The organism is Pseudomonas sp. 1L-B-1-E-C1 (assembly GCF_057291835.1).
This window is the reverse complement of sequence record NZ_JBXAWN010000003.1, coordinates 46,470-61,864: the sequence shown is the minus strand read 5'-3', so window position 1 is coordinate 61,864 and position 15,395 is coordinate 46,470. Positions and strand designations below refer to the sequence as shown.

Below are 15,395 nucleotides of genomic sequence, written 5' to 3'. Positions count from 1 at the left end.
CGCGCTTAGTTGGCAGCAGCCTTGTTCGCCGCTCGCTCTTTGGCGACCAGATCGTCAGCCAGCTTCAATGCTTGCTCGGCACCACCGGCAGAGCCGATGTCGAAGCGGTATTTACCATTGACGATCATGGTTGGCACGCCAGTGATTTCGTACTTCTTGGCTAGCTCTTTGGCCTTGTTGATCTGACCTTTGATCGCGAACGAGTCGAAGGTGGCGATGAACTTGTCCTTGTCCACGCCTTGAGTGGCGAGGAAGTCAGCCATGTCGTTCTTGTCGGTGAGCTTCTTGTGTTCTTTCTGAATGGCGTTGAATACCGCAGCGTGAACCTTGTGCTCGACACCCATCGCTTCGAGGGTCAGGAACATCTGACCGTGAGCGTCCCACGGTCCGCCGAACATCGCCGGAATGCGCACGAAGTTGACGTCGGACGGCAATTTTTCAACCCACGGGTTGATGACGGGTTCAAAGGCGTAGCAATGCGGGCAGCCGTACCAGAACAGCTCGACCACTTCGATCTTGCCAGGCACTGCAACCGGGACCGGGTTGGCCAGTTCGACATAAGGCGCGGCAGGGGCTTCAGCGGCCTGGGCGGTGACGCCGAACAGGCTGGCAGCGACGAGGGCGGCGCTGATGATCAGATTACGCATGCTTTACTCCTGGACAATTTGGGTCGCCTCGCTCGACCTGTTTCGACACAGATCCTGGCGGGCATGAGTGCTGTAGTGTAACGGCAGCGGCCACAAAAAAGGGCGGCCAAAGCCACCCTTTTTATACTTGCTGCGAAGGATTAATCGAGCGTTAACGTGGCGGGCGTTGCGCACCTTGCTCTACACTCGAACAAGGGCCTCAGTGCAGGCCCTGGATGTAGCTGGAAACCGCAGCGATGTCTTCATCGCTCAGCTTGCGCGCGATGGTGCGCATGGTCATGGCGTCGCCGTCATTGGCGCGACCGTCAACTTCCTTGCGGAAATCGGTGAGCTGCTTGGCGATGTATTGTGCGTGCTGGCCGCCCAGATGCGGAAAGCCTGCGGCGGCGTTGCCGGCGCCATTTGGCGAATGGCAACCGGTGCAGGCTGGCAGGCCTTTTTCCAGATTGCCGCCACGGAACAGCGCTTCACCGCGAGCAACGATCTTTGGATCGGCGGCACCAACGCTGCCTTTCTGACTGGCGAAATACGCGGAGATATCGGCCAGATCCTGATCATTCAGGTTGGTCAGCAGCCCGGTCATTTCCAGCACCACGCGTTTGCCCGACTTGATGTCGTGCAATTGCTTGTCGAGGTAGCGTTCACCCTGACCTGCCAGTTTCGGAAAGTTCGGCGCCATACTGTTGCCGTCCGGGCCATGGCAGGCCCCGCACACGGCGGCTTTGGCCTGGCCTGCTGCGGCATCGCCGGCAGCATGGGCGACGCCTGAAATTCCCACGGTCAACAGCAGACTCACGATCAATTTGTTCATCAGCTAATCCAACTACGGCTAAGGGTTAAGTTATGGACCGGGCTTACTCTCGCTCATCCACAGGATGATGGCCTGGTAATCCTCGGCACTGCAGTCCATGCACAAACCACGCGGCGGCATCGCCTTGAAACCCTGGGTCACGTGTTGCACCAGCGTCCCCATACCTTTCGCCAACCTCGGCGTCCAAGCTTCCTGATCGCCTCTTGCGGGCGCCATGGGTAGTTGGCCGGAATGACAGGCACCACAAACACGGTTGTACACAGCTTCCGGATCCTGTGTAGCCTGTGCGCTGTAAAGCGGCACCAAGACTCCGGCAGCCAGCAGCCATTTCGTCATAAAACGACCTTTTCAGGGTTGAGAGCGTTCTGCGTTCTAATGCGCAATCAAAGTCTGGCGCTCTCGTGAACTTCATCCTTCGCTGGGACAAAGCACACACAAAATCTGCGGCATTATATACTGGCGTCACTGAAACGGAAGCGACACCGCGTTCCGCGCCCATTCCCGGCGCCGCCCACATCGGAAATCCCATGCAACTCAAAAATCCCATCCTCGGCCTGTGCCAACAGTCCACATTCATGCTCAGTGCCGCCAAAGTCGATCAATGCCCTGACGACGAAGGCTTCGAAGTGGCGTTTGCCGGTCGTTCCAACGCCGGCAAATCCAGCGCGCTGAACACCCTGACCCACGCCAGCCTGGCGCGCACCTCGAAAACTCCGGGTCGCACACAGCTGTTGAACTTCTTCAAGCTAGACGATGATCGCCGTCTGGTCGACCTGCCGGGCTACGGTTATGCAAAAGTACCGATCCCGCTCAAGCAACACTGGCAGCGCCACCTCGAGGCTTACCTCGGTGGTCGGGAGAGTCTGAAGGGTTTGATTCTGATGATGGACATCCGCCATCCGATGACCGACTTCGACCTGCTGATGCTCGACTGGGCCGTTGCCGCCGGCATGCCGATGCACATCCTGCTGACCAAGGCCGACAAGCTCACCTACGGCGCAGCCAAGAACACTCTGCTGAAAGTGCAGTCGGAAATCCGCAAAGGCTGGGGCGACTCGATCACCATCCAACTGTTCTCTGCACCAAAACGCATGGGCTTGGAAGAGGCCTACACCGTACTGGCCAACTGGATGGAACTGGCAGACAAAAACACCGAGGCCGCCGCCGAGTAAATTCGGAATGGGGAAAAATTGGTTGTAGTGTGGCCAGGCAAGGCAAAAGTAGGGATAAAAAGCGGAGTTTAGGGAACCTAAATGAGCATTTTTAGCCCTGCTTTTAACGCAGCATGGCCGCGCTACACCCGATTTTTTGGCAAAAAAAGCCCCGGGATTCATTGGGGAGGGAGAATTCCGGGGTTTAAGTTCCGAACCGCTAGGGCGGGGTTCAGATATCTGCCAACACTTAACACAACATAGGAGCATCGAAGGGCTTCACCAGCCATTCAGTACCTCTGAGTGTTTCATCGGCAGATTAGTTCAGATTTTTTTCAAAAAGCTTTGGAATAGGCCCAAGCATTTATCGGTCTAAGCCCGTTTGATCGGGCTCGCCGCGGCAGCAGGTCGCGGCGATGCCTAAAAATGGCTCAGTGCGCCTCATCCCAGTTATTGCCCACGCCAACTTCTACCAATAGCGGCACATCCAGTTTTGCCGCTTCGCTCATGTGCGTACGAATTTCGGCACTGACCTGCTCGACCAGATCCTCGCGAACCTCCAGCACCAGTTCATCGTGCACTTGCAGGATGACCCGCGCATCCAGCCCCGACGTCGCCAGCCAGTTATCCACAGCCACCATGGCTTTCTTGATGATGTCCGCCGCCGTGCCCTGCATCGGCGCGTTGATCGCCGTGCGTTCTGCGGCGGCGCGTTCCTGCGGCTTGTTCGAGTTGATCTCCGGCAGGTACAGACGACGACCGAAGAAGGTTTCGACGTAACCCTGATCCGCCGCCTGCGCTCGGGTGCGCTCCATGTACTCACGAACGCCTGGATAACGGGCGAAGTAGGTATCGATATAAGCCTTGGCAGTCTTGGTGTCGACGCCGATGTCCTTGCCAAGCTTCTGCGCACCCATGCCGTAGATCAGACCGAAGTTGATCGCCTTGGCGCTGCGGCGCTGGTCCGAGGTCACTTGCTCAAGCTCGACCTTGAACACTTCGGCAGCGGTCGCGGTGTGCACGTCGAGGTTGTTGCGGAAGGCGTTCATCAGGCCTTCGTCGCGGGACAGGTGCGCCATGATGCGCAGTTCGATCTGCGAGTAGTCCGCCGCCAGCAGCTTATAGCCCTTCGGCGCGACGAACGCCTGACGAATGCGTCGGCCTTCGGCGGTGCGCACCGGAATGTTCTGCAGGTTCGGATCACTGGAGGACAAGCGACCGGTCGAGGCCACCGCCTGATGATACGAGGTATGAATGCGTCCGGTGCGCGGGTTGATCTGCTCCGGCAGCCGATCGGTGTAGGTGCTTTTCAGCTTGCTCATCGAACGGTGCTCCATCAGCACCTTCGGCAAGCGGTGATCGTCTTCGGCGAGTTTCGCCAGCACTTCTTCAGCGGTGGACGGCTGGCCTTTGGCGGTTTTCTTCAGCACCGGCAGACCAAGCTTTTCATAGAGAATCACGCCCAGTTGCTTCGGCGAGCCGAGGTTGAATTCCTCCCCGGCAATCTCGAAGGCTTCACGCTCCAGCGCAACCATTTTGTTGCCCAGCTCGATGCTCTGGATACCGAGCAGGTCGGCATCAACGAACGCGCCCTGACGTTCGATGCGCGCCAGTACCGGTACCAGCGGAATCTCGATGTCGGTCAGCACGCTGGCCAGGCTCGGAATCGCGCTGAGCTTGTCGAACAGGGTCTGGTGCAGGCGCAGGGTGATGTCGGCATCTTCGGCGGCGTATGGCCCGGCCTGTTCCAGAGCGATCTGGTCGAAGGTCAGTTGCTTGGCCCCTTTGCCGGCGATGTCCTGGAAGCTCACCGTGGTGTGGTCGAGATACTTTTGCGCGAGGCTGTCCATGTCGTGACGGGTCGCGGTGGAATTGAGTACGTAGGATTCAAGCATGGTGTCGAAGGCGATGCCGCGCACGGTGATGCCTTCACTCTGATCGCCGCCGATGGCGCAGTTGGCCAGAATGTTCATGTCGAACTTGGCGTGCTGGCCGACCTTGAGTTTGTTCGGGTCTTCCAGGATCGGCTTGAGTGCGCGCAGCACGGTGTCGCGATCCAGTTGCTCCGGTACGCCGATGTAGGAGTGGGTCAGCGGAATGTAGGCGGCTTCGTTGGCCTGTACGGCGAACGACAGACCGACCAGTTGTGCCCGCTGCGCGTCGATGCCGGTGGTTTCGGTGTCGAAGGCGATCAGCTTGGCGTTGCGCAGTTTTTCCAGCCAGACATCAAAGCGTGCCTGATCGAGGATGGTTTCGTACACGGCTTCGGCAGGGGCAGCGGCCGCCTCGGCTTGTGGGGCGCTGAACAGATCATGGGCTGGCGCGGGTTCAGCCGCGGCGTTCAGTTCCAGACGCTTGGCGTCGCGATCCAGATCATTGAGCCAGCTCTTGAATTCCAGCAGGGTGTACAGCTCGTAGAGTTTGGCCGGGTCTTCCTGACCCATCTGCAGATCATCGAGGCCGATATCCAGCGGCACATCGATCTTGATGGTTGCCAGTTGATAGGAGAGGAAAGCCATTTCCTTGTGTTCTTCGAGCTTGGCCACCAGGGTTTTCGCCCCACGAATCGGCAGGGTTGGCACGATTTCCAGATTTTCATACAACTCTTTCAGGCCGCCGTTGACGCCGACCAGCAGGCCGGACGCGGTTTTCGGGCCGATGCCCGGCACGCCCGGAATGTTGTCGGAGGAATCGCCCATCAGCGCCAGGTAATCGATGATCTGCTCCGGTGCGACGCCAAATTTCTCTTTAACGCCCTCCACATTCATCGAACTACCGGACATGGTGTTGACCAAGGTAATGTGGCCGTCGACCAGTTGCGCCATGTCCTTGTCACCCGTGGAGATGATCACCGGGCGGTCCGCCGCCGCGCTGCTGCGGGCGAGGGTGCCGATCACGTCGTCGGCCTCGACGCCGTCCACGCACAGCAGCGGAAAGCCGAGGGCGATCACGCTCTGGTGCAGCGGCTCGATCTGCACGCGCATGTCATCGGGCATGCTCGGCCTGTTGGCCTTGTACTCGGCGTACATCTCATCGCGAAATGTCCCGCCTTTGGCGTCGAATACCACGGCGAACGGGCTGTCCGGGTACTGCTTGCGCAGACTCTTGAGCATGTTCAGCACGCCTTTGACCGCACCGGTCGGCAGGCCTTTGGACGTGGTCAGTGGTGGCAGTGCATGAAAGGCGCGGTACAGGTAAGACGAACCGTCCACCAGGACGAGGGGGGCTTGGCTCATGAGCAGGATCAACCTTTTCGGCGGGTCCGGGGCTAGAATAGCTGGACCGTTGACGACAAAGGGACAAGGTTATCATGCGTACGTTAAATCGCTTGCTGCTGGTCGGGTTGATCGCTGTCTCACCACTGGCCGCGATCGCGGCGGATGATGCGCCGGGCGGCGACCCCGAGGTCACCATCCGCACGGAGGGCGACAAGACCATTCAGGAGTTCCGTCAGAATGGCTTCCTGTATGCGATCAAAGTCACGCCGAAGGGCGCGCCGCCGTACTTTCTGGTGCGTGCAGACGGGACGGATGCAAATTTTATCCGCTCGGATCAGCCGGATATGCTGATTCCGTCGTGGAAGATTTTCGAATGGAAGTAGATTTTTAATTCACCCGGCGCCGCAATTGGCGGCGCCCGTACTGGCAGTTAAGACATGTCTGTGTTCACTCCCCTGGCTCGGCCCGAGCTGGAAACCTTTCTCGCCCCTTACGGGCTCGGCCGCCTGCTTGATTTCCAGGGGATCGCCGCCGGCAGCGAAAACACCAATTTCTTCATCAGCCTTGAGCAGGGCGAGTTTGTCCTCACCCTGGTCGAACGCGGCCCGGTGCAGGAGATGCCGTTCTTCATCGACCTGCTCGACGTGTTGCACGAAGCGGACCTGCCGGTGCCTTATGCCCTGCGCACCACTGACGGCGTGGCGCTGCGTGAAATCAAAGGCAAGCCAGCGCTGCTGCAGCCGCGCCTGTCGGGCAAGCACATCAAGGTCGCCAATGCCCAGCATTGCGCCCAGATTGGCGAGTTGCAGGCACATCTGCACCTGGCGACCCAGGGCGAACGCATGATCAAGCGCAAGACCGATCGTGGTCTGGACTGGATGCTGGAAGAGGGCACTGAATTTCTCTCGCACCTGAGCGATGAGCCGCGCGCGCTGCTGCAAAGCGCGCTGGATGAAATCTCTGAGCGCAAAGACAAGATCCTCGCGCTGCCGAGGGCGAACATTCACGCCGATCTGTTCCGCGACAACGCCATGTTCGAAGGCACCCACCTGACCGGGCTGATCGACTTCTACAACGCCTGCTCGGGGCCGATGCTGTACGACGTGGCAATCGCGTTGAACGACTGGTGTTCGGATGAAGCGGGCGTGATCGATGGCCCGCGGGCCCGAGCGTTTCTCGGTGCCTACGCGGCGCTGCGCCCATTCACGGCGGCGGAGGCTGAATTGTGGCCGACGATGCTGCGCGTGGCTTGTGTGCGGTTCTGGTTGTCACGCTTGATCGCGGCCGAGCAGTTCGCCGGGCAGGACGTGTTGATTCATGATCCGCAGGAATTCGAGCAGCGTCTGGCGCAGCGGCAGAAGGTTCACACACCGTTGCCTTTCGCCCTCTAAAATAACCCTGACAAACTCAATACTGTGGGAGCGAGCTTGCTCGCGAAGGCGGTGGTACATTCAGCATTTTCGTTGACTGACCCACCGCTTTCGCGAGCAAGCTCGCTCCCACAGGATTGGGGGGCTACAGAGATTCCAGGCATCCCGCCAAATCATTGCCCAACTTTTCCAACACCTGCTCATAACCCTGAGCCGTCGCCGGGGTGTACCCGCCCAACGCATCCAGTTCCGCCAGCTTCACCGGCAGGCCAGCCACCAGCGTTTCCGCCAGACGCGGACGCAACGGTGGCTCGCTGAAAACACAGGTCTTGCCCACTTCCTGCAAGCGCTGGCGCATCGCCGCGACATGTTGCGCGCCTGGCTGCACCTCGGCAGCCACAGCGAACACTCCGGCGTGCTTCAGGCCATAAGCGTCTTCGAAATAATCAAAGGCCTCGTGAAAGACGAAATACGGCTTGCCTTCGACATTGGCCAGACGCTTCTTCAAGCGCAGATCCAGCGCATCCAGACGTTCATCGAAGGCTTTGGCGTTGCTCTGATAACGCTGGGCATTGGCCGGGTCGGCGGCGCTGAGGTCGGCGGCCATTTTGTCGGCGATCACCCGCGCATTGACCGGCGAAAGCCACAAGTGCGCATCCAGCGAGCCGGGGCGATGATCGTGATCATGCTCGTCGGCTTCTTCGGCATGGGAGTGGTTGTCCGCGCCGAAATGCCGCAACTTGAGCCCCGGCAGATCCTGCACGGCGACGCTCGGCTGACTGCGACCGCCGAGCACACGCGGGAGGAAACCTTCCATGTCCGGGCCGATCCAGTAGAGCAGATCGACCGACTGCACCTTCCGTACGTCGGAGGGGCGCAGGGCGTAATTGTGCGGCGAGGCGCCCGGCGGCAGCAGCACCTCGGGAATCGCCACGCCGTCCTGTACGGCAGCGGCAATCAGCTGCAACGGTTTGATGCTGGTGAGCACTTTGACCTCGGCCTGAGCCGTACCGGTCAGCAGAAAAACGGCAACAAAGGCCACAAAAACAGAAAAAAGTCGGGACACGATGACCACTCAAGGAAGCGAGAACGGGTAACATAATAACGTCTCCAGCAAATCTCGTCGCCGCTCATGCCTATTACACCGATTGCCAGCCGTCCCCACGACCACTCCCATTGCGTGCACAGCGCTTTGTCCGAGGCCGATACCTTGTGCGCGCAAAAAGGATTGCGTCTGACCGCTTTGCGCCGGCGCGTGCTGGAACTGGTCTGGCAGAGCCACAAGCCGCTGGGCGCCTATGACATCCTCGCCGTGCTCAGCGAGCAGGACGGCCGCCGGGCCGCGCCGCCTACGGTGTACCGCGCGCTGGATTTCCTTCTGGAAAACGGCCTGGTCCATCGCATCTCTTCGCTCAACGCCTTCGTTGGCTGCGTGCATCCCGAGCATGCGCATCAGGGTCAGTTCCTGATCTGCCGCGACTGCCACGCCGCTATCGAACTTGAGCAAAAAGTGATCAGCGACGCAATTATCAGCAGCGCCAAAGACGTCGGCTTCATCGTCGAAGCGCAGACGGTCGAAGTGGTCGGCCTGTGCGCCGGTTGCCAGGGGGCTTGATGAGCAACGCGCTGATCCGTCTGGAGCAGGTCGCCGTCACGTTTGCCGGGCAGACCGTGCTGGACAACATCGAGCTGAGCGTCGAGCCGGGGCAGATCGTCACTCTGATCGGCCCCAACGGCGCCGGCAAGACCACGCTGGTGCGCGCCGTGCTCGGGCTGTTGAAGCCGAACAGCGGCAGCGTCTGGCGCAAGCCGAAGCTGCGCGTCGGCTACATGCCGCAGAAGCTGCACGTCGATCCAACCCTGCCGCTGTCAGTCCTGCGCTTTCTGCGCCTGGTACCCGGCGTCGATCGTTCGCGTGCCTTGGCCGCGCTGAAGGAAGTCGGCGCCGAACACGTGATCGACAGCCCGGTGCAGAGCGTTTCCGGCGGCGAAATGCAGCGCGTGCTGCTGGCGCGGGCCCTGCTGCGTGAGCCTGAGCTGCTGGTGCTCGACGAACCGGTGCAGGGCGTCGACGTGGCTGGGCAGGCCGAGCTGTACAGCCTGATCACCCGTCTGCGCGACCGCCACGGTTGCGGCGTGCTGATGGTGTCCCACGATTTGCATCTGGTGATGAGCACCACTGATCAGGTGGTCTGCCTCAACCGCCACGTCTGCTGCTCTGGGCATCCCGAGCAGGTCAGCGGCGATCCGGCATTCGTCGAGCTGTTCGGCAAGAATGCGCCGAGCCTGGCGATCTATCACCACCATCACGACCACGCCCACGACCTGCACGGTTCGGTGGTCAAAGGCCCGCTGGGCGGGCAACCTCACGTTCATGGAGACGGCTGCAAGCATGGCTGATTTTCTCTTGTATGCCCTGCTTGCAGGTCTGGCGCTGGCGCTGGTGGCCGGACCGCTCGGCTCGTTTGTGGTGTGGCGGCGCATGGCCTATTTTGGCGACACCCTGTCCCACGCCGCGCTGCTCGGCGTGGCACTGGGCTTTCTGCTGGATGTCAGCCCGACTGTAGCGGTGACGGTCGGTTGCCTGCTGCTGGCGGTGCTGCTGGTGACCCTGCAACAGCGCCAGCCACTGGCGTCCGACACGCTGTTGGGAATTCTTGCGCCGAGCACGCTCTCTCTCGGCCTGGTGGTACTAAGCTTCATGCATGAAGTGCGGATCGACCTGATGGCGTATCTGTTCGGCGATCTGCTGGCGATCAGTCCGAGCGACCTGGCGTGGATCCTCGGCGGCACCGCGGCGGTGCTGGTGTTGCTGGTGACGCTGTGGCGGCCGCTGCTGGCGGTCACCGTGCACGAAGAACTGGCCCGGGTCGAAGGCTTGCCGGTCGCAGGTTTGCGCTTGGCGCTGATGCTGTTGATCGCGGTGGTGATCGCCGTGGCGATGAAAATCGTCGGGGTGTTGCTGATTACATCGCTGCTGATCATTCCGGCGGCTGCGGCACAGCGTCACGCCCGTTCGCCGGAGCAGATGGCCCTGGGCGCGAGCCTGCTGGGCATGCTCGCGGTGTGCGGCGGGCTGGCATTGTCATGGTTCAAGGACACCCCGGCGGGGCCGTCGATCGTGGTGACGGCGGCCGCGCTGTTTCTGTTGAGTTTTGTTCTGCCCCGTCGTGGGGTGTAGACTTGGCCGCTTTTTGCGCAATTAGAGAGTCGCAGGAATGAAGCCGTTCGCCTCCCGTTATCTGCTCCTTGTCGCATTTTCAATGCTGCTGGGCGCCTGCCAAAGCACGCCGCCGGTGGCTGAAGTCCCGGATGCGCGGGCTACGGCCATCGCACAGCTGGAGCAAAGCCTGGCCAGCAGCGAACTGGCCACCGCCGAAGACCAGTTGGCCGCGTTGCAGGCCGAAACCCCTAACGATCAATCCCTCGAGCAGTATCAGCGGCAGTTGGCCGAGGCGTATCTGCGCCGCAGCCAGATCGTCCTGCAGAAAGGCGATGTCAACGCTGCCGCCACTGCATTGAGCCGTGCCCGCGCCCTGATGCCCAAGGCGCCTGCACTGACTGGCGGCGTCAACGGCGCGATCACCGAAGCGCGCAAGGCCGAGCTGGAAAAGGCTGAAGCGGCGTTGTTGGCTGCCGAAGCCCGGCCGAAAGCCAAGGTCATCGACCCGACTGCTGAAAGCACCACGGTTGCGTTGAACATCGGCGATATTCACAAGCTGCAGCGACAGCTCGATGCGATCGCCGCCGATGTGGTGAATTATGAGTGCGCCGTCAGCATCCAGGCCCCGCGTACCGCGGATTATCCGTGGCTGGCGACCTTGCTGACCAAGCGAGTGAAGAAGCTCGATCCTGAGTTTGATTTGCAAATCGAGAAGCAGATCTTGCGCACGGTGCCGGCGCAGATGGTGTTGAGCCCGCGTAAACCCTAAAAAAGCTTCGCGAGCAAGCTCGCTCCCACAGTGGATTTTTCGTCGATCACAATTGTTGTGTTCAAAAGAAATTCCACTGTGGGAGCGAGCTTGCTCGCGAAAGCGTCCGCTCAGCCAATAAAGATCTTAAGCCGGAATCGCCTTGGCCTTAGGCTCCCGCGCCCAGACACGATGCTCGCCGATCGCGGCGAAGAACGGCTTGGTCAATGCGCCGACATCAGCGCCCTGCAACAACCCCGCATCCGCATCCAGCTTCAACAAGTCCTGCAATTGCTTGGCCTCGCCGTGCAGCGCGATCGCCTTCAGGTGCTTGTACGCTTCGAGCAGGTAATGCAGCGCCACACCGTCACCGCTCAACGCGGTAATCGACGCTGCGCCACCCGGTACGAACACCGCGTCGAACGCAATTGAAGGCATGCCTTCCATCGACGCATCCACCGGCAATGCCTTGCCATCAGCGGTTTTCACTGGCGCCGAGGTCGGGCCGAGCAGTTTCGCATGGGCGCCTTCCGCTTCCAGTGCCTGTTTCATCGCATCGATGGCCGCAGCATCAACACCGTTGGCAGCAAGGATCGCCACTTTGCGCGTCTTGATGTTGCCCGGCAGCAGGTTGGCCTGGCTCAGCGCTGGCGATTGCTCCAGCGAGGTCTTGCGTACTTCGACCGTCCCTTTGGTCGGCGCTGGCAGACCGAGGTTTTCCGCGACGCGTTTGGCCAGGGTCAGGTCGATATTGGCAAGAATCTCGTTCACTTCCCGGGCACGGATGAACTCACGCTCGACCTTGCCCAGCTCGAAGCTGTAGGCGGCAATGATGTGCTCTTTCTCGTGCTCGCTCATGCTGTTGAAGAACAAACGGGCCTGGGAGAAGTGATCGCTGAACGATTCGCTGCGCTGACGGATCTTCGCCGCGTCGATGCGCTCTGGATAGCTCTCGAAACCACCGTCCTGTGCCGCCGGCGGTGTCTCTTTCGGCCAGCCGCCGTCGATCGAGTTCGGCTCGTAGGAAGCGCGGCCCTTGTCGATGGTGGTGCGGTGTTGTGCATCGCGCTGGCCGTTGTGGAACGGCGCCACCGGACGGTTGATCGGCAGCTCATGAAAGTTCGGCCCGCCGAGCCGGCTGATCTGCGTGTCGGTGTAGGAAAACAGCCGACCTTGCAGCAGCGGATCGTTGGAGAAGTCGATACCCGGCACGATGTGGCCCGGGCAGAAGGCGACCTGCTCGGTTTCCGCGAAGAAGTTGTCCGGGTTGCGGTTCAGGGTCATTTTGCCCAGCGGCGTGATCGGGACGATCTCTTCGGGAATGATCTTGGTCGGGTCGAGGATGTCGAAGTCGAAGTCGTGTTCGTTCTCTTCTTCGACGATCTGCACGCCCAGTTCCCATTCCGGGTAGTCACCCATCTCGATCGCTTCCCACAGGTCGCGACGGTGGTAGTCGGTATCTTTACCGGCGAGCTTCTGCGCCTCGTCCCACACCAGCGAGCAGGTGCCGGCAGTCGGGCGCCAGTGGAATTTGACGAAGCGCGATTTGCCTTCGGCATTGATCAGGCGGAAGGTGTGCACGCCGAAACCCTGCATGCTGCGCAGGCTTTTCGGGATCGCCCGGTCGGACATCGCCCAGATGACCATGTGCGCCGATTCCGGCACCAGCGAGACGAAGTCCCAGAACGTGTCGTGAGCCGAGCCGCCGGTCGGGATTTCGTTGTGCGGCTCGGGTTTCACCGCGTGCACGAAGTCAGGAAACTTGATCGCGTCCTGAATGAAGAACACCGGCATGTTGTTGCCGACCAGGTCGAAGTTGCCCTCGTCGGTAAAGAATTTCACCGCAAAGCCGCGCACGTCACGCACGGTGTCGCCGGAACCACGTGGCCCTTGCACGGTGGAAAAGCGCACGAACACCGGGGTTTTCTTGCCCGGGTCCTGTAGGAAACCAGCCTTGGTCAGCGCTGCATGGTTCTCGTAAGTCTGAAAGAAACCGTGCGCGCCAGTGCCGCGCGCATGGACGATGCGCTCTGGAATCCGCTCATGGTCAAAGTGCGTGATCTTTTCACGCATGATGAAATCTTCCAGCAGCGAAGGCCCGCGCGGCCCGGCTTTCAGAGTGTTCTGGTTGTCTGCGATCTTCACGCCCTGGTTGGTGCGCAGTGCCTGACCGGTGGCGTCGGAACGGAATTCTTCCAGGCTCTCGAGCTTGGCGTTGGTGTTGGCGCGATCCGGGGTATCGGTCCCGGCCATTTCGCTTTTATCGGGTGCAGGCTTTTTGATGCTCATCAGACGTAAACTCCTCGTTTGGCCCCGGATGCCTTCCGCAGACCCTTGAGTGATTCCCGGGCACGGCACCCAGGGTTTCAAGTCGCTTAAGTAGTGACTGATGAGCGTTTCAGCCGTTCCGTTTATCTGACCTTTGATCGCGTTATTGCCAAATCGAAGGATAATTGCGAAATAAATGCTAAGAACCTCTATACGGACAGGCTAAAATGCGCGCCCGGCTAACCGCTGATCCTTTTCCAACGCGCCCCACAAGGTTCGCTACGTGATCGAGTTTCAAAACGTCCACAAGACTTACCGCGTCGCCGGTAAGGATATTCCCGCGCTGCACCCGACCAGTCTCGCCATCGAGAACGGCCAGGTGTTCGGCCTGATTGGCCATTCCGGTGCGGGCAAAAGTACCCTGCTGCGTCTGATCAATCGCCTGGAAGACTCCAGTGGCGGCAAGATCATCGTCGACGGCGAAGAAGTCACCGCACTGGACGCCAACGGCCTGCGCCGTTTCCGCCAGCAGGTCGGGATGATCTTCCAGCACTTCAACCTGCTCGCCTCCAAGACAGTGGCCGACAACGTTGCCTTGCCGCTGACCCTGGCCGGTGAGCTGTCGAGCAGTGAAATCAACCAGCGCGTGGCCGAGTTGCTGGCGCGTGTCGGTTTGTCCGACCACGCGAAAAAGTACCCGGCGCAATTGTCCGGCGGCCAGAAACAGCGCGTCGGCATCGCCCGTGCGCTGGCGACCAAACCGAAGATTCTGCTGTGCGACGAGGCCACCAGCGCCCTCGATCCGCAGACCACCGCGTCGGTCCTGCAGCTGCTGGCGGAAATCAACCGCGAATTGAAACTGACCATCGTCCTGATCACCCACGAGATGGACGTGATCCGTCGCGTCTGCGACCAGGTCGCGGTGATGGACGCCGGCGTGATCGTCGAGCAGGGGCCAGTGGCCGATGTGTTCCTGCATCCGCAGCACCCGACCACCAAGCGTTTCGTCCAGGAAAGCGAGCAGATCGACGAGAGCGAGCAGCGTGACGACTTCGCCCACGTACCCGGGCGCATCGTGCGTCTGACCTTTCAGGGCGAGGCGACCTATGCGCCGTTGCTCGGTACCGTCGCCCGGGAAACCGGCGTCGACTACAGCATCCTCGCCGGTCGCATCGACCGCATCAAAGACATTCCGTACGGGCAACTGACCCTCGCTGTCACCGGTGGCGACATGGAAGCGGCGTTTGCCCGCTTCACCGCCGCTGACGTTCACATGGAGGTGTTGCGCTAATGGAAATGTTTGACGCTGCAATCAAGCAATACGACGCTGCGATAGAAGCCATCAAACTGTTCTTCCAGAACATTGACTGGCTCGAGATCGGCCTCGCCACCAACGACACCATGCTGATGCTCGGTGGCTCGCTGTTGTTCACCGTTCTGCTCGGTCTGCCGCTGGGCGTGCTGCTGTTTCTCTGCAGCCCGCGTCAGTTGCTGCAGAACCGGGTCCTCTATGCGGTCCTGTCGGTGATGGTGAACATCTTGCGTTCGCTGCCGTTCATCATCCTGCTGATCGTGATGATCCCGTTCACCGTGCTGATCACCGGCACCTCGCTGGGCGTGGCCGGGGCAATCCCGCCGCTGGTGGTTGGTGCTACGCCGTTCTTCGCGCGGCTGGTGGAAACTGCGCTGCGCGAAGTCGATCGCGGCATCATCGAAGCGACCCAGTCGATGGGCGCGACCACGCGGCAGATCATCATGAACGCCTTGCTGCCGGAAGCCCGTCCGGGCATCTTCGCAGCGATTACGGTGACAGCGATTACACTGGTGTCCTACACGGCGATGGCCGGTGTGGTTGGCGCTGGTGGTCTGGGTGACCTGGCGATCCGTTTCGGCTACCAGCGTTTCCAGACCGATGTGATGATCGTCACCGTGGTGCTGCTGTTGATTCTGGTGCAGGTGCTGCAAATGGTCGGCGACCGTCTGGTCGTGCATTTCTCGCGCAAATAACTGGTTTCGATC

General features: G+C 60.5%; 15 protein-coding genes. 9 read left to right on the top strand and 6 right to left on the bottom strand.

Going from position 1 to position 15,395, the window contains the following annotated elements:
- Positions 1–5: 5 nt before the first annotated feature.
- The 3 genes from AC0Z4S_RS06560 to AC0Z4S_RS06550 form a co-directional block, all read right to left on the bottom strand.
- Positions 6–647: a thiol:disulfide interchange protein DsbA/DsbL gene (locus AC0Z4S_RS06560; protein ID WP_485622472.1), complete on the bottom strand. Its 642-nt coding sequence runs from the start codon at positions 645–647 to the stop codon at positions 6–8.
- A gap of 199 nt (positions 648–846) precedes the next feature.
- Complete coding sequence (locus AC0Z4S_RS06555; RefSeq protein ID WP_042608292.1) at positions 847–1,458, bottom strand: c-type cytochrome; 612 nt, start codon at positions 1,456–1,458, stop codon at positions 847–849.
- Between the two features lie 30 nt (positions 1,459–1,488).
- Positions 1,489–1,794, bottom strand: a complete 306-nt coding sequence (locus AC0Z4S_RS06550) for a c-type cytochrome (protein WP_039757140.1) — start codon at positions 1,792–1,794, stop codon at positions 1,489–1,491.
- Between the two features lie 191 nt (positions 1,795–1,985).
- Between AC0Z4S_RS06550 and yihA the strand changes: the two genes are divergently transcribed.
- A complete protein-coding gene (gene yihA / locus AC0Z4S_RS06545) occupies positions 1,986–2,630 on the top strand; it encodes a ribosome biogenesis GTP-binding protein YihA/YsxC (RefSeq protein WP_016772346.1) in 645 nt (214 codons plus the stop codon).
- Positions 2,631–3,040: 410 nt separating this feature from the next.
- On the opposite strand, the gene polA is transcribed toward yihA, so the two are convergent.
- Positions 3,041–5,845, bottom strand: a complete 2,805-nt coding sequence (gene polA, locus AC0Z4S_RS06540) for a DNA polymerase I (RefSeq protein ID WP_485622471.1) — start codon at positions 5,843–5,845, stop codon at positions 3,041–3,043.
- Between the two features lie 74 nt (positions 5,846–5,919).
- On the opposite strand from polA, the gene AC0Z4S_RS06535 reads away from it, so the two are divergent.
- On the top strand, positions 5,920–6,210 hold the full coding sequence (locus AC0Z4S_RS06535) for a DUF2782 domain-containing protein (RefSeq protein ID WP_485622470.1): 291 nt from the start codon (positions 5,920–5,922) through the stop codon (positions 6,208–6,210).
- A gap of 54 nt (positions 6,211–6,264) precedes the next feature.
- Positions 6,265–7,218 (top strand): homoserine kinase, encoded by a 954-nt coding sequence (locus AC0Z4S_RS06530; RefSeq protein ID WP_485622469.1) that lies wholly within the window; start codon positions 6,265–6,267, stop codon positions 7,216–7,218.
- A 124-nt stretch (positions 7,219–7,342) separates the two neighbouring features.
- Here the strand turns inward: AC0Z4S_RS06530 and AC0Z4S_RS06525 are convergent, their stop codons facing one another.
- Positions 7,343–8,272: a zinc ABC transporter substrate-binding protein gene (locus AC0Z4S_RS06525; RefSeq protein WP_485622468.1), complete on the bottom strand. Its 930-nt coding sequence runs from the start codon at positions 8,270–8,272 to the stop codon at positions 7,343–7,345.
- Positions 8,273–8,329: 57 nt separating this feature from the next.
- Between AC0Z4S_RS06525 and AC0Z4S_RS06520 the strand changes: the two genes are divergently transcribed.
- The 4 genes from AC0Z4S_RS06520 to AC0Z4S_RS06505 are packed head-to-tail and all read left to right on the top strand — an operon-like array spanning position 8,330 to position 11,129.
- Positions 8,330–8,812, top strand: coding sequence for a Fur family transcriptional regulator (locus tag AC0Z4S_RS06520; RefSeq protein WP_042608298.1), 483 nt, complete (start codon positions 8,330–8,332; stop codon positions 8,810–8,812).
- On the top strand, positions 8,812–9,597 hold the full coding sequence (znuC, locus tag AC0Z4S_RS06515) for a zinc ABC transporter ATP-binding protein ZnuC (RefSeq protein WP_024014991.1): 786 nt from the start codon (positions 8,812–8,814) through the stop codon (positions 9,595–9,597). Before AC0Z4S_RS06520 ends, znuC begins: the two co-directional genes overlap by 1 nt.
- Positions 9,590–10,378, top strand: coding sequence for a zinc ABC transporter permease subunit ZnuB (gene znuB, locus AC0Z4S_RS06510; RefSeq protein ID WP_016772340.1), 789 nt, complete (start codon positions 9,590–9,592; stop codon positions 10,376–10,378). Before znuC ends, znuB begins: the two co-directional genes overlap by 8 nt.
- A gap of 37 nt (positions 10,379–10,415) precedes the next feature.
- Entirely contained in the window at positions 10,416–11,129 is a 714-nt protein-coding gene (locus tag AC0Z4S_RS06505) for a PA5502 family lipoprotein (RefSeq protein ID WP_485622467.1), read from the top strand.
- Between the two features lie 126 nt (positions 11,130–11,255).
- Here AC0Z4S_RS06505 and katE read toward each other — a convergent pair whose 3' ends face one another.
- On the bottom strand, positions 11,256–13,397 hold the full coding sequence (gene katE, locus AC0Z4S_RS06500) for a catalase HPII (RefSeq protein ID WP_485622466.1): 2,142 nt from the start codon (positions 13,395–13,397) through the stop codon (positions 11,256–11,258).
- 262 nt (positions 13,398–13,659) lie between these two features.
- Between katE and AC0Z4S_RS06495 the strand changes: the two genes are divergently transcribed.
- Positions 13,660–14,667 carry a methionine ABC transporter ATP-binding protein gene (locus AC0Z4S_RS06495; RefSeq protein ID WP_016772338.1) on the top strand — a complete coding sequence of 336 codons (1,008 nt, stop codon included), beginning with the start codon at positions 13,660–13,662 and terminating at the stop codon, positions 14,665–14,667.
- Between the two features lie 5 nt (positions 14,668–14,672).
- Positions 14,673–15,383, top strand: a complete 711-nt coding sequence (locus AC0Z4S_RS06490; RefSeq protein ID WP_485622640.1) for a methionine ABC transporter permease — start codon at positions 14,673–14,675, stop codon at positions 15,381–15,383.
- The last annotated feature ends 12 nt before the right edge of the window (positions 15,384–15,395 follow it).